Origin of the sequence: Paenibacillus polymyxa (assembly GCF_018614975.1) — a bacterium.
Taxonomy (GTDB): domain Bacteria; phylum Bacillota; class Bacilli; order Paenibacillales; family Paenibacillaceae; genus Paenibacillus; species Paenibacillus polymyxa_E.
In genome coordinates this window covers 146,716-166,228 of record NZ_JAGGNR010000008.1, presented here as the reverse complement: position 1 = coordinate 166,228, position 19,513 = coordinate 146,716, and the positions used below count along the sequence as shown (strand labels likewise).

At 44.9% G+C, this 19,513-nt stretch carries 14 protein-coding genes; 10 read left to right on the top strand and 4 right to left on the bottom strand.

Annotated elements, in window-relative coordinates:
- Positions 1-244: 244 nt before the first annotated feature.
- Positions 245-1,990 carry an ABC transporter ATP-binding protein gene (locus tag J7E78_RS04165; RefSeq protein WP_215075068.1) on the top strand — a complete coding sequence of 582 codons (1,746 nt, stop codon included), beginning with the start codon at positions 245-247 and terminating at the stop codon, positions 1,988-1,990.
- A complete protein-coding gene (locus J7E78_RS04160) occupies positions 1,987-3,756 on the top strand; it encodes an ABC transporter ATP-binding protein (protein WP_215075067.1) in 1,770 nt (589 codons plus the stop codon). The genes J7E78_RS04165 and J7E78_RS04160 overlap by 4 nt, the downstream gene beginning before the upstream one ends.
- A 116-nt stretch (positions 3,757-3,872) precedes the next feature.
- Here J7E78_RS04160 and cyoE read toward each other — a convergent pair whose 3' ends face one another.
- Positions 3,873-4,802, bottom strand: coding sequence for a heme o synthase (cyoE, locus tag J7E78_RS04155; RefSeq protein WP_215075066.1), 930 nt, complete (start codon positions 4,800-4,802; stop codon positions 3,873-3,875).
- Between the two features lie 460 nt (positions 4,803-5,262).
- Between cyoE and J7E78_RS04150 the strand changes: the two genes are divergently transcribed.
- Together J7E78_RS04150 and J7E78_RS04145 are read left to right on the top strand one after the other, a co-directional pair.
- A complete protein-coding gene (locus tag J7E78_RS04150; protein ID WP_215075537.1) occupies positions 5,263-6,183 on the top strand; it encodes an NAD(P)/FAD-dependent oxidoreductase in 921 nt (306 codons plus the stop codon).
- Positions 6,184-6,482: 299 nt separating this feature from the next.
- Positions 6,483-9,722: a bifunctional cytochrome P450/NADPH--P450 reductase gene (locus J7E78_RS04145; protein ID WP_215075065.1), complete on the top strand. Its 3,240-nt coding sequence runs from the start codon at positions 6,483-6,485 to the stop codon at positions 9,720-9,722.
- Between the two features lie 188 nt (positions 9,723-9,910).
- On the opposite strand, the gene J7E78_RS04140 is transcribed toward J7E78_RS04145, so the two are convergent.
- Positions 9,911-11,362 (bottom strand): right-handed parallel beta-helix repeat-containing protein, encoded by a 1,452-nt coding sequence (locus tag J7E78_RS04140; protein ID WP_311516920.1) that lies wholly within the window; start codon positions 11,360-11,362, stop codon positions 9,911-9,913.
- 253 nt (positions 11,363-11,615) lie between these two features.
- Between J7E78_RS04140 and J7E78_RS04135 the strand changes: the two genes are divergently transcribed.
- The 4 genes from J7E78_RS04135 (at position 11,616) to J7E78_RS04120 (ending at position 15,750) form a co-directional block, all read left to right on the top strand.
- Positions 11,616-12,203 (top strand): TetR/AcrR family transcriptional regulator, encoded by a 588-nt coding sequence (locus J7E78_RS04135; RefSeq protein ID WP_074094904.1) that lies wholly within the window; start codon positions 11,616-11,618, stop codon positions 12,201-12,203.
- 68 nt (positions 12,204-12,271) lie between these two features.
- Positions 12,272-13,753, top strand: a complete 1,482-nt coding sequence (locus tag J7E78_RS04130; protein ID WP_215075536.1) for a DHA2 family efflux MFS transporter permease subunit — start codon at positions 12,272-12,274, stop codon at positions 13,751-13,753.
- A gap of 287 nt (positions 13,754-14,040) precedes the next feature.
- A complete protein-coding gene (locus J7E78_RS04125) occupies positions 14,041-14,868 on the top strand; it encodes a lipase family protein (RefSeq protein ID WP_215075063.1) in 828 nt (275 codons plus the stop codon).
- 36 nt (positions 14,869-14,904) lie between these two features.
- Positions 14,905-15,750, top strand: a complete 846-nt coding sequence (locus tag J7E78_RS04120; protein WP_215075062.1) for a lipase family protein — start codon at positions 14,905-14,907, stop codon at positions 15,748-15,750.
- A 166-nt stretch (positions 15,751-15,916) separates the two neighbouring features.
- Here the strand turns inward: J7E78_RS04120 and J7E78_RS04115 are convergent, their stop codons facing one another.
- Entirely contained in the window at positions 15,917-16,894 is a 978-nt protein-coding gene (locus J7E78_RS04115) for an alpha/beta fold hydrolase (RefSeq protein WP_215075061.1), read from the bottom strand.
- Positions 16,895-17,093: 199 nt separating this feature from the next.
- Between J7E78_RS04115 and J7E78_RS04110 the strand changes: the two genes are divergently transcribed.
- Positions 17,094-18,071, top strand: a complete 978-nt coding sequence (locus J7E78_RS04110) for an MBL fold metallo-hydrolase (protein ID WP_215075060.1) — start codon at positions 17,094-17,096, stop codon at positions 18,069-18,071.
- A 53-nt stretch (positions 18,072-18,124) separates the two neighbouring features.
- Here J7E78_RS04110 and J7E78_RS04105 read toward each other — a convergent pair whose 3' ends face one another.
- Positions 18,125-18,706 carry a LysE family transporter gene (locus tag J7E78_RS04105; RefSeq protein WP_215075059.1) on the bottom strand — a complete coding sequence of 194 codons (582 nt, stop codon included), beginning with the start codon at positions 18,704-18,706 and terminating at the stop codon, positions 18,125-18,127.
- Positions 18,707-18,835: 129 nt separating this feature from the next.
- Between J7E78_RS04105 and J7E78_RS04100 the strand changes: the two genes are divergently transcribed.
- Complete coding sequence (locus J7E78_RS04100; protein ID WP_215075058.1) at positions 18,836-19,390, top strand: helix-turn-helix domain-containing protein; 555 nt, start codon at positions 18,836-18,838, stop codon at positions 19,388-19,390.
- The last annotated feature ends 123 nt before the right edge of the window (positions 19,391-19,513 follow it).

Here is a 19,513-nt window from a genome sequence, read left to right as displayed (position 1 = left end):
ACATGGAAAGGAGCGTTTGGAGCGTTATTTTATAAAAAACTAACTGGTTGAAAAGGAGAATGTACAATGGTCAACATATGTTCTACATATCAATTATGGGCGGGAAATCCCGATTTTAATGTCATTATGTATGATTCATCCTAGTGGGGGTAACAGCGATCGAAAGGTTATTCTGTCATCGTAGTTACAATGTAATGTTCTTTAGTTCATTTTAAATAAATAAACCGATAAAGAGGTGGGACCTGTGCCCAAAACAGAGAAACGCTCCATGTCATGGCTGCTGCGTTATCTGAAACCCGTTAAAGGACGGCTGGCCTTTCTTTTAATCATGTTGCTCACATCAACGGGGCTTCAGCTTTTGAATCCACAGATTATTAAACGATTTATCGATACAGCAGCAAGTGGGGGAGTCCTCACCAATCTTGTTCAGCTCGCAGGAATATTTCTGGTTGTCGCCGTGTTTAATCAACTCATCACGGTAGCGGTCAGTTATTTGGGGAACGATGTGGCCTGGCGGGCCACGAATCAACTGCGCGGAGATCTGCTGAAGCACTGTCTGCGTCTTGATATGCGTTTTCATAATGTGAAAACACCTGGAGAGATGATTGAACGTGTGGATGGCGACGTAACGAGTATCTCCAATTTTTTCGCGATGTTTATTGTGCAAGTGATCGGGAGTTTTGTACTGCTGGCCGGAATTCTCGGGTTCATGTTCAGCGTCAATGTGCCCATTGCTTTGGTTATGACCGTGTTCACATTATTATCGATCCTGTTCATGGTCTTCATCCGAAATCTGGGCGTGGACTCTTCCAAAAATGAACGGGCGGCAAGTGCCTCTCTGTTCGGATTAATTGAAGAACGCATTGCCGGGATTGAAGATGTACAAGCGAATGGCCATGTGCCTTATGTGATGAACCGCTTCTATCGCACGATGCGCACCGTATTCCGTAAGGGGAGAAAAGCCTGGCTGCTACGGGTTATTCCGTGGAATACCACCGTAGTTCTGTTTGCACTGGCGGTCACTGCGGTGCTTTTGCTGGGTGTGCATTATTATATGGAAGGTCTAATTAGTATCGGAACATTATTTCTGATCTACCAATATACACAGATGCTGAATGATCCGATTGAGATGCTTGGAGATCAGGTGCAGGAGTTCCAAAAAGCAAAATCAGGCATGCTGCGCTCCAGAGAGCTGTTGTCCATGCAAAGTGTGATTGAAGAGGGTACAGAGGGGGGATTGCCGGAAGGACCTCTTGGATTGGAATTCAGTCAGGTACATTTCAGTTATAACCAGGATAAACCGGTATTGCAGGACATTACTTTTGCCATTAAGCCTGGTGAACGTCTGGGAATCATCGGTCGCACAGGTAGCGGTAAATCGAGTCTTAGTCGTGTTCTTCTCCGCCTGTACAATCTGGATCGGGGGACGATCCGTGTAGGCGGAACGGATATCACAAAGCTTTCGTTACAAGCGCTTTATCGCCGCGTTGGCATGGTGACACAGGATGTGCAATTGTTCGATGGCACGTTGCGTGACAACCTGACCCTGTTCAATGGGGATGTCTCGGATCATATGATCAAAGAGACTACGGACCGACTTGGACTCAGTCAATGGATTGATTCGCAACCTGCAGGGCTCGATACGTATCTGACAGCAGGTGGAGCTTCATTGTCAGCAGGGGAAGCACAGTTATTTGCCTTAACTCGCGTATTTTTGACCGAACCAAGTCTGGTTATTCTGGATGAGCCTTCGTCACGTTTGGATGCTGCGACCGAAGGTATGCTTCAATCTGCGATTGACCAGTTAATGAAACAATGCACAGGAGTCATCATTGCACACCGACTGGCTACGCTGGAAAAAGTAGACCGGATTATGGTGCTTGGAGATGGTAAGGTGCTGGAATTTGGAGCAAGAGAAGAACTTGCCAGTAACCCGGCATCCCATTATGCCAGACTGCTCATTACAGGCCGAGAGAAGGAATTGGCATGACTGTAGCAGGATTTATAGGCCGTTTGTTTCGATTTAGGCCATTCTTGTTTGTAATCAATGGATTGTTATGGTGTATATTTCATTCCTTGCCGCTAGCCATTGGGATCGGGATGCAGTGGTTTTTTGATCGGACAACAGCGGGTTCAAATGACTACATGTGGCTTGCTGTGCCGCTCATCTTTATTGCTTTGGTTCGAATGGCTAGGGTGGGCACATTTTTTGTGGCCTTCTATGCTTGGGTTACGTATCTGTATCATGTTCAGGCGATTTTGCGAACCAACATGCTCGCAGCGATCATGCGCTGGCCGGGGCGTAATCTTCCGGCTTCACCAGGGGAGGCGATGAGTCGCTTTCGGGATGATGTGGATGAAGTCGTCGAGTATGTAGAATCATGGGTGGACTTTTGGGGACGGCTCGTATTTGCTGTTGTGTCCATCGTCATTATGGCGAACATTAATTGGCAGATTACGTTGGTTGCCGTGTTGCCATTGGTGGTCGTGACCTTGCTCAACAACTTGTCCGGGAATCGGGCTCGGAAGTATGCACAGGTTAATCGCGAAGCGACTGGGCGAATTACCAGTTTTATTGCGGAAACGTTTGGAGCTGTTCAAGCCCTGAAACTGGGTCAGGCTGAAGAGAATGTCTCAAAGCGATTTAACCAGCTAAATGAAGATCGTCGTCAGGCTGCACTTCGAGATAATCTGTTCAAGCAGTGGATGAGATCCATGAATCAGCATGTTCTAAGTATCTGTACCGGATTGATTCTACTGATGTGTGCAGCTGAGATGAAAGCAGGAAACTTTACTGTCGGTGATTTTGCCTTATTCACCAGTTATCTGGCCAATATCGGATTTAGCATATCACTGTTTGGTTATATGGTGTTTCAGCATAAAAGGCTTAAGGTTTCCTATGATCGTATGCGTAAGCTATTCCGCCCGGGAGAAGAAGATCAGATCATGGATTCGAGGGAAATCTATCTGTATGAAGATCCGCCGGAGCTTGTAAGTGAACAGAGGGACCCTAAGGAGAAGTTGCAATCTCTTGAGGTGAATAAGCTGACTTATCAATATCCGAATTCTGCAAATGGCATAGAAGAGATCAGTTTTCGGCTGGAACGTGGACAATTTCTTGTTATTACAGGACGGATTGGATCAGGTAAATCAACGCTGGTACGAACACTTCTTGGGCTGTTACCGAAGCAAAAAGGGGACATTCACTGGAATGGAGCAGCTGTTGATCCAGCCACGTTCCTGATGCCGCCTAGAGCCGCGTATACCCCGCAAGTGCCAAGACTGTTTAGTGATACGTTGAAAGAAAATATCGTCCAGGGAAAACCGGGTAACACCGAGCAAGCGCTTGAAAAAGCTATTCGTCTGGCTGTGATGGAGAAGGATATCAAACATCTGGATCAGGGGCTTGAGACCCCGGTTGGTCCGAGAGGAGTCATGCTGTCAGGCGGGCAAATTCAGCGCGCGGCCACAGGACGCATGTTAATGACGGAGGCGGACCTGTTTATCTTTGATGACCTGTCCAGTGCACTGGATGTGGAGACAGAACAACAAGTATGGGAAGGGCTTTTCCAAGAGCCGGATGTCACCTGCATCGCGGTTTCTCACCGCAGGGCAGCACTTTCCAAAGCAGATCATATTATCGTGATGAAAGATGGACGCATTGAAGCCGAGGGAAGCTTGGCCGAATTGCTTGCCACCAATGAAGAGATGCAGCTACTGTGGCAAGGGGAGCAAATCCCCGCCAAGGTTGGATAGCTTTGAAAATTTGGGAAAGATAATAAGAAAGCAAAAAAGCCTTACAGACGACTCCTTGAAAGAGTAAAGTCTGTAAGGCTTTTTATCGTTATAACGAGTAGAAAGATGGAATATTTTTATCTCATCAATTGAGCAATCAAGGAATACGCAATGATGACCAGGAAGATAATAGTGATATGGTTAATGGAGAAGATAAACATCCGTTTGGACCATTTCTCTGTTTCTTTCTTATCAAAGGTAGCCACACTAAGAATGAGCCAAGCCAAGCTGACCAGAAATGCCACAATAGCGACAAATGGACTCATAGGCCAGAATAAAAAGCTGGAGATCAGTAACAGTACCAGATACACATTTGTCTGAATGTATGTCCGTCTGATGCCTTTAACAACGGGGAGCATGGGAACACCAGCAGCTTTGTATTCGTCAAAACGACGAATCGCAATCCCGTAGAAGTGAGGCATTTGCCATAAGAGCATCGTAACGACCAATGCCCAGATCTCGAAATGACCCAGTTCCGGTGAAATGGCTGCCCAACCGATGAGCGGAGGCACAGCACCCGAAAGACTTCCCACTTCCGTGTTGTAGATCGTTGTACGTTTGGTCCACATCGTGTAAGGGAACACGTAAAGCAACAGACCCAAAATACCAAATACAGCAGCGGATGGGGAAGCGATGTACAACATGATGCCCCCGATGATGGTGATTGCAATACCGAGAATTAGCCCCGACTTGGTATCTACGCGTCCCGTAACGGTAGGACGTTTCTTCGTACGTTCCATGATCGCATCAATATCACGATCATACAAGTTGTTAAACACCCCTGCAGCCCCAATAATGAGGGAAGATCCAATAAAGGAAAGGATGATTGGTACAATATTAGCTAAGATTGAAGCATCAAATACATATAAAGCCAAACTTAAACCCGCAAACATGGCGATCAGGTTGGACTTGATGATTCCGATTTTGATCGTATCGAAGAATACTTTCGGAATCGAGCTATACTCCAGGCTGATATTGGTCTGTGAACCATTATTCAATGTTTTCAAGAACTCACTTCCTATATCTATACTTATATATTATGTTGCTATTATACCATTCAATACACTATGTGATTTAATTAACGTTTTAGTATTTAAAATAATGTCATCTGATTGTGAACAATTTAAAAACAAGGTTTTTTTTAATTGTTAAATAATTATTTCTGTGTTACAGGAGAGAATCGAAAAATTAAGGTAGAACAGTGATTTATAGTTGTTCTGTCATTGTAGTGTAAGTGTAAATAATCTTTTATTCAACTCACACAGGCCTGGATGAAGAAAGTAGTTAAAGATATATGTTGCAAAATGCTTAGGTTTTGTTTATTGTAGATATAAGATATCTTTAATAGTTATGTTTGAGTGTCTTCTTGTAAATCTCCGAATTACTTTCTTAAGAGAAAGCGGAGGTTATTTTTAAAGTTTAATTAGAGATATTAAATGTCTGGAAAGGGTGAATAATGTGAGTAATATGAATCAACTCTTGGATGTACTTATTATTGGTGGAGGACCAGCGGGGCTTAATGCAGCACTTGTACTCGGCAGGGCCCGCAAGAACGTGGTGGTCATTGATGATGAGACACCGCGAAACTGGGTCACAAGGGAGACTCATGGGTTTGTGACGAGAGATGGGGCCAGTCCTCGGGAATTCCGGAAAGCAGCCAAAGAACAGATTGCAGCGTATCCTTCAGTTCAATTTGCATCCGATACGGCAACAGCGATAACAGGTAGCGATGGCGATTTTGTAGTCAAGACTACTCAGGGGGCAAGTTATCGCACGAAAAAGATTCTATTTGCGGTAGGTAAGAAAGATCTGCCCTTGGATATTAACGGATTAACAGAGGTTTACGGCAAAAGTGCGTTTGTGTGTCCGTATTGTGATGGATGGGAGTTAAGAGACCAATCGCTGGTCATCATCGTAAGTGGAGATAAGGCATTGCATATGGCAAAAGTCATATCCGGCTGGACAGAACGTTATACGATCTGTACGAATGGATCAGATTCATTAACTGATGAGCAGCGCGAAGAGTTGAAGCAGCATAACGTTAATGTATTTGATGAACCGATTCAATCCATTAACTCGGAAGAAGGAATGGTGAAGCAAGTTGTACTGAATGACGGTACAGCGATTCCATGCACAGGAGTGTTCTTCCAACCGAAACTGTTTACCGGATCAGAACTGCCAAAGGCCATCGGTTGTGAAATTACAGAGTCTGGAACGGTTATCGTTGATGCTTCCGGCAAAACATCTGTAGCGGGTGTATTCAGTGCTGGTGATGCAGCATCCGAGATGTATCAGGCAATCACGGCTGCGTCTCTGGGGGCGTTGTCTGCGGTAAGCATGAATAATGAATTGAATTTCGAGAAGTGGGATGAGCCAAGTCATCATTAGAATACATTAAAAAACGTCATAGAATCAAAGAGTCATTGGTTCATACAGTAGGGGATTGCATATGCAATCCTCTATTTGTTGTTTTTCAACCTAAACGTTGAACGGTTCAATTGAAAGTAATTCAGCCTTAAGAAAATTTGATATTAAATCAATTGTGGTTTATGGTATTATCAAATGATATATAAATCTATCATTTATAAAAACATCAAAGGAGAGATCACTTATGAATGAAAGCAGAACAGCCATCATACGGCTAACGAGTACCTTGCTCCACGGCGTACAGATAAGAGGTGATCATCATGAGTGATGCAACATACATTCCACAGCCCAAAATGTATGGACCACTTGGCAATCTGCCTTTGATTGATAAAGATAAACCAACGTTGTCGCTAGGCGTTCTGGCTGAACAGCATGGACCAATATATCGACTTACGGTTCCCGGTTATTCCGGTTTAATCGTATCTGGGCCAGATCTTGTCGCTGAGTTATGTGATGTGTCCCGTTTTGACAAATATGTATACAATGAACTCGAAAACGTACGTGCCTTTGGCGGCGATGGTTTATTTACAAGCAGAACATCAGAGCCCAACTGGAAAAAGGCCCATAACATTCTGCTTCCCACCTTCAGCAAACAGGCCATGAAAGGTTATCATCCCATGATGGTGGATATTGCCGAACAGTTGATCAGTAAGTGGGCACGCCTCAATTCCAACGATACGATTGATGTTGCAGATGATATGACACGCCTTACGTTGGATACCATTGGACTATGTGGATTCAATTATCGGTTTAACAGTTTTTACAGACAGGACCACAGTCCTTTTATTGAAAGTATGGTTCGGGCATTAAATGAAGCGATGCAGAAGAGTTCACGTTTGAAAATTCAGAATCTGCTTATGGTGAAAACCAAACGACAGTTCCAGGAGGATATACAGACGATGTTCTCTCTGGTAGATCAGATTATAGAGGAACGTAAAGCGAGTTCAGAACCTGGAGAGGTCGACTTGCTCGCACGTATGCTGAATGGCAAAGATCCGGAGACTGGTGAAATGCTGGATGATGAGAACATCCGGTATCAGATTATTACGTTTCTCATTGCCGGACATGAAACCACGAGTGGTCTATTATCTTTTGCTCTTTACTTTCTACTGAAAAATCCGGATTCGCTTCAAAAGGCGTATGACGAGGTGGATCAGATATTGGTCAGTGACTCACCACAGTACGAGGAAATTCTTCAGCTTCCATACATTCGCATGATTCTTAGTGAATCGTTACGTCTATGGCCAACAGCCCCAGGATTTGATGTATATGCTAAAGAAGACACCTTCATAGGTGGCAAATATCCCTTAAAGAAAGGGGAAAGTTGCAGTATTCTTCTGCCTCAGCTACACCGTAATAGAGAGGCATGGGGAGAGGATGCGGAGCTTTTCCGTCCGGAGCGATTTGAAGATACGACGAAAGTGCCTCATCATGCGTATAAGCCTTTTGGTAATGGGGAGAGAGCATGTATCGGCATGCAGTTTGCTTTATATGAAGCAACACTTGTGCTTGGCATGGTCCTTAAACATTTTGAGCTGATCGATTATAGCAACTATGAGTTGGATGTTAAACAGACACTGACATTGAAGCCGGGAGACTTCCGAATCCAGGTGAAACCTCGCGCTGCTTCGCAAACGATGAATAAATCTACCGTATCTGCGAAAGAGAAACCTGCTCCTGTTGTTCATAAAAATATAGCAGGTGACAGCCAGAGGGGAGAAATCCTGGCTGTTGAAGCAAATGCTAACCCTTCGCTCCTGGTGTTATATGGTTCCAATCTGGGAACGGCAGAGGGCATTGCCCGAGAGCTTGCGGAGAAAGGGCGTTCGTATGGAATCCCAAGTGCAGCAGCTTCTCTGAATGAGTGGGTTGGCCGGTTACCCCGACAGGGTGTGGTTCTCGTCGTCACTGCTTCATATAACGGCAAACCACCGCAAAATGCTAAGGCATTTGTAGACTGGTTGAAGGAAGCAGAGTCAGAGGAAGCACGGGATGTGAACTATGCCGTTCTGGGCTGTGGAGATCGGAGTTGGTCCGGGACGTATCAGAGTATTCCGCGATTGATAGATGAGAAGCTTGAAGAGTTCGGAGGTAAAAGACTGTTATCCCGTGGTGAAGCCGATGCCGGCGGAGATATGGAGAAGCAAGTAGAAGCGTGGCAGCATATGTTGTGGCCTCAGGTGTTGAATGCTTTGGGGATCAATGAGAAAATGGTAAAGGTATCCACACCAAGCGCCAGCAGACTTCAAATGGAGTTTGTCCTCGAGAAAACGGATATGCCACTTGCACGAACTTATGATGCCGGCTATGCCACGGTTGTAGTGAATCAAGAGCTTCAGGCGCTGGGAAGTGGAAGAAGCACGCGTCACATCGAAGTGTTACTGCCTGAAGGCATGAGTTATAGAGAAGGCGACCATCTCGGTGTGTTACCTGGCAACCAGAAGGAGACCGTGGATCGGATACTCAGTCGATTCGGACTAAGTGGGGATGTTCAAATCCAATTAACTTCGGACGTCAGCCACCTTACACACCTTCCACTGAATCGTCCCGTCAAGGTGCATGAGTTGCTGCGTCACTGTGTGGAATTGCAGACGCCTGTTACCCGAACACAATTGCAGGAGTTAGCTAATCATACAGTATGCCCGCCTCATATGCGTGAACTGGAAGGCATGTTGGACGAAAACAGCTACAGGGATTATATTCTTGCCAATCGAATCACCATGCTGGAACTGCTAGAAAAGTATGAGGCGTGTGAGCTGCCATTTGAAACGTTCCTTGAACTGTTACCTTCCCTCAAGCCCAGATATTACTCAATATCCAGCTCACCAAGCCTGAATTCCGAGCAAGCGAGCATAACGGTATCGGTAGTAAGAGAGCCTGCTTGGAGTGGTAAAGGCGAATACCTTGGAGTTGCTTCAACGTACCTGGCCGGTTGTCCAGCGGGCGAACGAATTCTGATGTTTGTACGCACGCCGGAATCCGAATTTTATCTGCCGGAAGAGGCTGACATACCCATGATCATGGTGGGACCGGGGACGGGGGTTGCACCGTTCAGAGGTTTCCTCCAGGCAAGAGCGGTCATGAAACAGAGAGGTTTGCCACTGAGTGAGGCGCATTTGTTCTTTGGGTGCAGGAATGATTCAGATTTCATATATCGTCAGGAGCTTGAGCAATACGAGAGGGAAGGGATCGTTAAGCTACACACTGCTTTTTCTCGTGCGGATGGCAAACCCAAAACGTATGTCCAGCATCTGATGAAGGGGAATTCCGAACAGTTGATTCAGATGCTGATGAACAAAGGAAAACTCTACGTATGCGGGGATGGTAGCCAGATGGCTCCTGCGGTGGAAGAGACTCTGCGGCAAGCGTATCAGGATGTGCAGGGTGCAACGATGCAGCAAGCGAAAGACTGGCTCATTCAGCTTCAGGCCGAAGGACGCTACGTGCAAGACGTGTGGACAGGTAAACGTATGGTTCAACCCTCTCAACTTATCTATTAAAACTTAAAATGAAAGAGTAGTTTAAACTTCAATCAGTAGTTTATCAGAAAGTACACAAGTAATACCTTACGCACAAAAGTAATAATGGAATATTACTACTCATCCAAAAACAGCCGTTCGATCTGGAGTTTCACATCCAAATCGGCGGCTGTTTTGATTAGGCGTTCTGTAAGAACGAGTAATGATTCTTATCTGGAATCCTGAATCGTTGCTGTACTGTTGTTGGCGCTCAGGGCAGAAATCGGATCGAAAGGGGGCCCTGTTATTGTACCTACGAGCAGTGCAATATCCACCGCATTGACCGGACTGCCCCATGAGTTTCCAGAGAAGACCATAACGGCCTGGTCATTAACAAATCCTCTTGTATTATAAACAACATTGCTAATCACTTCTCCAGTTGTATTAGGGTTAAAGTAGGCTGGCTGACGTAAGGAATAAAAAATATTATTTTGTACAAGCAAGCCGGTCATATTACCGATCTGGGTCACGAGACCACGATTGACAACCCAACCTGAAGAAGGGCCAGCTTGAGGAGGACCGAATATCGTATTATTTATTACGGTATGATTGGTTCCGCCTAATTGAATAAATTCAACAGCATAAGGGTTATCACTCGTGATCGTTAATCCGTCTACAGTTACTCCGCTTCCAATGATGGTGAAAGGGATAACAGCAGCTTGTAACAGGATGATTGTACTAGGATAGCCTTTTAGAGTTATTCCTGCTTTATTAATGGTAATGTTTGCAGTGATTGGGTATGTGCCACCAAGAATATGAACTGTTCCTGTTGGAGATACCGCGGTTACACCTTGTTGAATCGTTCCAAAAGGATTGGCCTGTGTTCCGTCCCCACCAACTGCACCTTGCAAAACATATACATCAAAAGGATTAGGCTGGACTGTGCCCGTAGCCCCGGTTGCCCCCGTGGTGCCAGTAACACCTGTCGCTCCAGTTGCTCCAGCGAGGCCAGTTGCTCCAGTGGCACCTGTATTGCCCGTAGCCCCCGTCGCACCTGTAGCTCCGGTAGGGCCCTCTGGACCGCCAGATGGTCCAGTGTCACCCGTGGCACCCGTGGCACCTGTTGTTCCTGTCGCGCCTGTGACTCCGGTAAGTCCAGTGGAGCCGGTAATGCCTGTAGGTCCGGTAGGACCTGTCGCGCCAGTGTCACCCGTGGCACCTGTTGTTCCTGTCGCGCCCGTGACTCCGGTAATTCCAGTGGAGCCGGTAATGCCTGTAGGCCCGGTAGTACCTGTCGTCCCCGTAGCTCCATTAAAATTCTCGCTGCCAAACAATTCGGAATAAACGAGTCGGTGAGCAGCAACCAAAGAGCCGGCACTGTTTTTCCCCCAAAAAGAAACCAAAATGTCCTCAGGGGTTGCTCCTGTAACTGTAATAACGTATTCGAAACTGTTAAGATCGGCAAAATAATTTCGTGTTGCTACTGCACCTGGTAAGATTGTGAATTGCTCACTTACATATAAAGCTCTGGTTGCAATTAATGAATATCCTTGAATGAGTATAGTTGCGGCGTTCACGGCACTCTGGTTTTCAATTTTGATTGAAACAGTCTGGGTTGCTCTTACCCCATTGACGGGACTATTATCAATAGGGCCAGTTAGCAGGATTGCCAAGTTTCTCACTCCTTTTCTCAAAAATCGAAATTAAGTGTAATTCACACTGATGTATGTGTATTCGAAGACAGGGAAAAGTTCCCTACTTTCTCAGAAAGAAATGTATAAAAGGTAATAATTTTAAAAAAAGAACATGTTATGATGACTCTCATATGAAAATGCTTTCAAATAAAAAGTGAAATATTATGATTGACAGTGCCGATCTGAGCGGGTTTAATTATATAGACCGATTGTTATAATTATTTGAAGGAAGTGGCTTTCGTTGAGTGAAAAGTCTAATGCTAGAGAGTCCATTGTCAGCACAGCAGCGAGACTGTTTTTTTCACAAGGATATCATGCGACCGGTCTGAATCAGATCATCAAAGAGAGTAGTACGCCGAAAGGGTCGTTGTATCATTATTTCCCGCAAGGCAAGGAAGAACTCGCGCACGAGTGTATTCAAAAAGCCAATGAACAAATCTTGCAGACATTTGAGAAAACATTTGCAGCCCATGACAATACGGGAGACGCCATTCAGAGATTTATTCATGATTTGGCTCATGAAACAGAAGCCGCCGGGTTTACCGGATTTCTGCCATTCAGCTTCTGGGCAGCTGTGGAGACATCGTGTATTAGTCAGCAGTTGCGTATTGCCTGTCAGGGTGTATTTGCAGATTGGCAGGATGTCATTAAGAAACATCTGATTCTGGATGGCGTTGGTGAAGAGAAGGCACGGGAGACGGCACTTCTGATCATTTCTTTGATGGAGGGAGCACTGATTATCAGCCTGACAAATCAGGATAAACAGCCTCTGCTGACGGCTGCTGAATATTTGTCGGTTGTGACGAAGAACGCCAAACAGATTCAATAATTTATACCAAGAGACAGAGAAAAAGAAAGTTCGATACGTTTGAGGAGGATGGGATCGTGGAGGTTTCCATGAAGGCTGATTCTGCACAGAATCAACAAGAAACAACGCAAAACAAGGTATTTCCGATTTTGTTCGCGATGCTGCTGAGCGGCTTTATTGGTCTGTTTGGAGAAACGGCATTAAACGTGGCATTGACGCCACTTATGGCTCTACTGGAAGTAGGTCCTACAACGATTCAATGGTTAACTACAGGTTACTTGCTTGTGTTGGGCATCCTGGTACCGGTATCCGGTATGCTGTTGCAGTGGTTTACCACAAGACAGTTGTTTACAACATCTTTGATTTTCTCGATTGCAGGCACATTTGTTGCTGCACTTGCACCTAGTTTCGAAATTCTGTTGGTGGCACGGGTACTGCAGGCGATAGGTACAGCGCTATTGTTGCCACTGATGTTTAACACCATATTGGTTATTTTCCCGATTGAAAAACGTGGAGCGGCCATGGGATTGATTGGTTTGGTTATCATGTTTGCACCAGCAAGCGGTCCGAGTATCTCCGGTCTGATTCTGGCTAATCTGAGCTGGCATTGGATCTTCTGGATCTCCTTGCCGTTCTTCATGATCTCACTGGTATGCGGCTTGATGTTCTTGCCGAATATTTCGAAATTGACCAAGCCCAAAATTGACGTACTGTCCATTATCCTTTCTACCCTTGGTTTTGGTGGTATCGTATACGGCTTCAGTAGCGCAGGGGGACACGGGGAAACTGGCGGAGGCTGGACGAGTCCGGTCGTTGTTGCCACTCTCGTTATTGGTGTGTTGTCCTTGCTGTTATTCAGTATCCGTCAGTTGAGAATGAAACAGCCAATGATGGATTTGCGAGCGTTCAAATATCCGATGTTTACGATTGGCTTGATCCTGATATTCATCTGTATGATGATGATGCTGTCATCCATGCTGATCCTGCCAATGTATCTGCAACAAGGTATGGCCGTTTCAGCGTTAACTGCCGGACTGGTTTTATTGCCGGGAAGTTTGCTGAATGGTTTACTGTCTCCGGTTATGGGTCGACTGTTTGACAAGTTCGGGCCGAAGTGGCTTGTAATTATTGGTCTGGCTATCGTAACGATTGTACTCTTCATGTACACTGGAATTACACCTACAACAACACTGGCCAAAATCATTACGCTGCATGTGTTCATGATGGTTGGAATCTCGATGATTATGATGCCTGCACAGACGAATGGTCTGAACCAATTGCCACGTGAGTATTATCCTCACGGTACTGCCATCATGAATACGTTGCAACAGGTATCCGGAGCGATCGGTACGGCTGTTGCGGTAAGTATATTAAGCGCAGGACAATCCAGTTTCTTGAGTGGTGTGGCGAATCCGGAAAGTCCAGAAAATCAACTGGCAGGTTTCACGTCAGGTGTACAGAATGCGTTTGTATTTGCATTAGTTCTGTCGATTATTGGGCTGATTACTTCACTCTTCGTGAAACGGGTCAAAGTAGGATCAACGCCAGGACAACAAGGTCCTATGCATTAATTGACATAAGATACCTGGTATCAAATAAGAACGATGTGTTCCCTAATTAAGGGGACGCATCGTTTTTTCATATTTAATCATCCTGAGGCTCTGCTGTTCTGTAACACATGTTATGCTGATATACTCGCATTTCGCCAGTCTGTGACATCATCAAGGTATGAGTTTCATATTAATAATCAAGGAACAGCTCCTAGCACAAATGTTTAAATACTGTCGATACGTCACGGATTGTTCAAGCAGAGGAAGTAAACGAAGAATAAGCTCTCATGGGGAAAGGAGTTGTACAGATGAGTATAACTTATAAAACAACTGTTTTTAACATTAAAACAGCCATATTCCTCGCCGCAATGAGCTATCAGACGTACTCGTTATTTTTTGAGGGAAAGCTGGTCTTACCGAAAGGATTTAAGCTCCGCTCTACGATTCGCGCTTCTGCCGACGTCGAGAATCCTACGGAGCTTGTATTCGGATTTATTGCCGAGTCAAGGGATCAAATCGTTGTTGCGTTTAGAGGGTACGCTTCGTATCCGTCAGACCTTCTTGCCTCGTATGATATCTTTCTGATTCCGTATCCTTTCGTCCGAAACGGAGGGAAAACCTCGCGTGGCTTTACATGCTTGTATCGATCTACCCGAAACAACTTGATCCGTGAATTAAAAAAGCTCTCGACAGCTAAAAGGCTGTATATTACCGGCCACAACTACGGCGGAGCTTTGGCTACGCTGGCCGCTTTGGATGTTGCGGTAAACACCGGGTTTAAACATCCGGTCGTCTATACGTTTGGCAGTCCGCGTATCGGAGATCCCAGCTTCGTTTCCCGATTTAACAGTACAGTTAAACACAGTGCGCGAGTTGTCAACATTCATGACACTTTCCCGACGTTCCCGGCCCGCAGGTATCCTCCTCCCTTTACAAAGAGAGGAATTACTTATCAGCATGTAAAAACGAAGGTACCTATCTCTTTTCAACTGAACAATGTGTCGCGCAACGACTCGATTGCTTGCTATTTTAACAAGCTCAGCCAAAAGAATCCCGAATTTGCCAAAGCGCTATGCCACAATAATCCGGGCTTCTGTCCCGATACCGGCATGTGCTTTCCGTTTCAGGGATGTTAGAGTTCGAAGCCTTGAATATAAGGAGGGGCTGTATTTATGGAAAATCCAACCATGTACAGCAGCAAAGACGCGATATTGCTTGCGGCCATGATCAATCAGGCGTACCGACTTTTTGAGAACGAAAAGGTTGTTCTGCCGCAAGGCTATACTCTTCGATTCAACATTCTCGCGCTTGCTGGTGTCGAGGAGCCGGAACAAGAAGTATTTGGCTTCATCGCGGAGTCGAAAGACAATGTTGTAATCATTTATAGAGGAACCCGAACCTTTAAGGACAATGAGTCGGACCAGGACCTTTTTCAAATGCCGTATCCTTTTGTCAGAAATGTTGGAAAGACTCATCGCGGATTTACATGTATTTACCAATCAGCACGAGAAAAATTGTTCGAGGAATTGAACAAGCTTTCTATGAACAAAAGACTGTTTGTTGCAGGGCACAGCTTGGGAGGGGCTTTAGCCGTATTGACTGCTTTGGATATTGCAGTGAACAACAGGTTTAAACATCCGATCGTGTATACATATGGCAGTCCACGTGTCGCAGACCCGGAATTTGCGTCCTCTTTCAACCAAACGGTAAAAAACAGTTTTCGTATAGTGAATGTGCACGACATCATTCCGACTTTGCCAGCTAAGACCTATCCGCCTCCACTTACCAAAAACGGACTATTTTATCGTCATGTGAATACAAAGATTCCGCTCTCGTTCCAGCTGAACAGTTTACCCGTTCGCAATCATGAGATTGTATGCTATTTCAAATTCCTCAGCCGGCAGAATCCTGGTTATACCGAGGCGTTATGCATGGATAACCCGGGGTTTTGTCCTGATACGGGATTATGTGTTCCATTTATTGGGGGATGCAGTGAACAGGAAGGAGACGAAGAATAGAGGCTACATAGATGATCCTAACATACAACAAGCTTACAGCGTTCTCAGGTCACAACGGCTATGATTGGCGTTAGCATAACTCTCATACTAAAAACCCCAAAGACTCTCCACGGTCTTTGGGGTTTCTTTCATGATATAGAGGAGTCTTAACTTGTTTGAATGTAAGCTACTTCTTCACTAAAGCCAATATTTCATCGGCTACCAGATCCGGGTGATACTGATGAATATAATGCTCGGTATCCTTAACGGTTACATGTTTGGACTGTTCCGACCAGGACGTAAATTCTAATTGTGATTTATCCCATTCGGGTTCACTTGCACCAAGGTAATCAGCCGTCAGTATGGTGAGCGGAAACGGTAAGGTTTGTTTGTGATCTACAACCACTTTGGCATTTTCAGCTATTTCACGTAATTCATCCAACGTGTTCGCATTGCCATAGTTGTGCAACAATGCAGTTGTATCCAATTTTTTCAGATCGTCGGGTACAAGTTTCAGTTCATTACGATTGGCATTGGAAGTTTCGACAACCAAGTCAGATTGCATGGACAGGCGGAACAGTCCAGTTTGGATACGGAATTTATTCGCAAAACCACCAATTGTATCTGCCAAAGAGTCATCGTCATTCGAATAATATTCGGGGCTTCCGCCATCAATCATGACGATACCTTTGACGAGATCCGGGTATTTTTGTGCGAAACGGATGGTCTCCAGCGAGCCGAGTGAATGTCCAACTAATACATAAGGTGGCTTCTGTCCAGATACCTGCAACAACTCGTGTAATTCTTCAGCTACGGTATCGACATCACGTTTCTTATCGGTCTGATCACTGTATCCATAGCCAAATCGGTCATATACAGCGAATTTTGTGTTGGGAGTAAGCTTTTCATATAATGGATAATAATCTACATAGGGATTAGCGGTCCCCCAGCCGGAGGCGAGCACGACTGTTACATCGCCTTCTCCGCCAGTATATAGATGCATATTGTCTCCATGTACTTTGTAGAGCTTTCCAGGAGGTACGAGCATTTTTGCATCCTGCCTTAAACCCACTTGTTGGTAGATCACGCCAGTACCCAGAAGCAAAATAACTACCGCCAGGTCGAATATCAAAAACTTAACTAATCTTTTACGCCATTTCTTCATGTTTTCTCACATACTCTCCATGTATTTTCTCTATCATATATGCCCAATCTTATACGAGAGAAAACAGACTCTTAATTCTATCTTAATTAACCGAAAATTGAATATCAACGGCCAATGAATTAATATATAGCTACGATATGAATATTTCTCATCCAAATATTGAACCTAGATTGATTATATAGAACAGAAGGTATGTATAATGACAAAATACGAAAATCAGCTCCCGACATCAGCTGGAATGAACTTCAAGTCCTTGATCAGTATATTGCGAGATTCCATGCGTGGAGGTGTAGAGCGGAGGCCATCGGGCACGATGCCGATGGAGATATGTGAACCTGCTGAATCATTCAGTGCATCTGATAATCCACAGGTTACATGGTTCGGACATTCGGCTTTTTTGCTTGAAACTGAAGGGCACAGATTACTCTTTGATCCGATGCTGGGTAATCGTCCATCCCCCGTATCCTGGGCGGGTACCAAACGTTACAGCACGAATCTACCAATTCAACCGGAGGATTTCCCAACGCTAGATGCAATCATTATATCGCATGACCATTATGATCATCTGGACTATGACTCCATCCGCAGATTGAAGGATAAAACAAAGCGATTTATCGTGCCACTTGGCGTCCGTCGTCGACTGATTCAACTGGGTGTGCCTTCGGAACAGATTACTGAGCATAACTGGTGGGATGAGTTATCGTTCAAAGGTCTAACATTGGCTTGCACGCCAGCAAGACATTTCTCGGGCAGAGGATTATTCGACCGTAATTCTACCTTATGGTGTTCGTGGGTCATCGCTGGACAACATACAAAGGTGTTCTTTAGTGGAGATAGCGGATATGGTCCTCATTTCAAGGAGATTGGCAGTAAATACGGTCCATTTGACCTCACCTTGATGGAATGTGGGCAATATGACGAGCGGTGGTCCAACATTCACATGATGCCGGAAGAAACGGTGCAAGCGCATTTGGATGTAGGGGGTAAGTTGCTTATCCCGATTCATTGGGCCGCATTTACGCTGGCCTATCATGCCTGGAATGAACCAGTCGAACGAATTACGAAGGCTGCACATGCTTTGAACGTTAAGATTGCAACTCCCAAAATCGGCGAGAGGGTTGTACTTCATACGGAGGATTACCCTACACATCCTTGGTGGAGACCGGAATTAGGATGAAAAAATAAAAGCGTTCAGCTCATCAATTGAGTGGACGCTTTTTCTATTGCATTTTACATCAGAATGGATAGTGCACTGTAAATTAACAACATACCCATGACGATATTAACAGGACGCTCGTATCTTAATAGAAAGCTCTGGAATAACATGCCACCGAACGCCCAGGTCATGTTGGCACTAATGCCGATGAAGGTGAGCAGTAAGGAAAACACAATTAATTGAACATGGGACTGCCCAAGAGGCAGAACAAAAACGGAAATGGCCGTAAGTCCATACAGGATGACTTTGGGATTAATGAATTGCAGAGTGAACCCAAATAGAAATGAATAATGAGTGACCTTGTTTTCTTGCGAATCTGCAGGTTTACTTCGCATGATTTTGAGCGCCAGATAGAGCATGTACACACATCCTAACACGTTTAATACGGGTGTGATCCTGGGAATATATTGATGAAGAATAAGGTTGAAATAACTGGACAGAAACATGATTAGCAGGCAGCCGGCTGCAACTCCACTAATAAATGGAAGGGTCTTGCGGAAACCCTGATTTCTGGCATGCGTCATGGAAATGATGTTGTTGGGTCCGGGTGTAAATGAAGCGATGATTGCATATGTCACTAAAGGTATAATGTTCATGGTTCCTCCACGTTTTCTTGGTTGTGTGATATAATGACTTAAAATGTACGTTATAGCGTATGGTCTTTATTATTGTACAACACGTACGTTATATAGCACAACATAATTATAAAATGAGGAGGATGGATTTTGAAAAACATTAATCGTATTCTTGCTCAGAACCTGAAACAGCTTAGGGAACAAAGAAAACTTAGTCTGGACAAGGTCGCCGAAATGTCTGGCATTAGCAAGACCATGCTTGGTCAGATTGAACGTGGTGAATCCAATCCATCCATTGCAACCGTATGGAAGATTGCTAATGGCCTGAAAACCTCCTTCACTGCTTTGATTCACGAGCCAAAGTCAGATACGACCGTTGTAACGGGGGATGATATTCAAGTATTGATGGAAGACGGGGGCAGGGTTCGAATATATCCGCATTTTCCTTTTGAAGAAGGACGTCGCTTTGAAATGTACATGATGGAGATGGATGTGGAATCTTCTTTAAGTGCTGAACCACACATCGAAGGAACGGAAGAATTTATTACTGTCTTTGAAGGGGAAGTTAGGATTCGGGTGGGGACGGAAGAATATACGTTGAACCAAGGGGAGTCGATCCGTTTCCGAGCAGACAAGCCCCATGCCTATATTAATCCGGGAGCTTCGGCTATCAAGTTAAGCATGGTTATTCATTATTCGAAGTGAAAATAAAGCAGCCTGCTGTAATGAACTGCAACTCCCTTGTTAGTCATGTCTAACAAAGGGTTCAGTTCAAAACATTGGCTGCTTTATTGATGTGTGCACTATGGAGCCCAACCGCTTGCGATA

Excerpts from the sequence above, each read along its gene's own strand:
- J7E78_RS04125 (WP_215075063.1), top strand. The coding sequence starts at position 14,041 with ATGAGTATAACTTATAAAACAACTGTTTTTAACATTAAAACAGCCATA.
- J7E78_RS04120 (WP_215075062.1), top strand. The coding sequence starts at position 14,905 with ATGGAAAATCCAACCATGTACAGCAGCAAAGACGCGATATTGCTTGCG.
- J7E78_RS04110 (WP_215075060.1), top strand. The coding sequence starts at position 17,094 with ATGACAAAATACGAAAATCAGCTCCCGACATCAGCTGGAATGAACTTC.
- J7E78_RS04150 (WP_215075537.1), top strand. The coding sequence starts at position 5,263 with ATGAATCAACTCTTGGATGTACTTATTATTGGTGGAGGACCAGCGGGG.
- J7E78_RS04105 (WP_215075059.1), bottom strand. The coding sequence starts at position 18,706 with ATGAACATTATACCTTTAGTGACATATGCAATCATCGCTTCATTTACA.
- J7E78_RS04160 (WP_215075067.1), top strand. The coding sequence starts at position 1,987 with ATGACTGTAGCAGGATTTATAGGCCGTTTGTTTCGATTTAGGCCATTC.
- J7E78_RS04130 (WP_215075536.1), top strand. The coding sequence starts at position 12,272 with ATGAAGGCTGATTCTGCACAGAATCAACAAGAAACAACGCAAAACAAG.
- J7E78_RS04115 (WP_215075061.1), bottom strand. The coding sequence starts at position 16,894 with ATGAAGAAATGGCGTAAAAGATTAGTTAAGTTTTTGATATTCGACCTG.
- J7E78_RS04145 (WP_215075065.1), top strand. The coding sequence starts at position 6,483 with ATGAGTGATGCAACATACATTCCACAGCCCAAAATGTATGGACCACTT.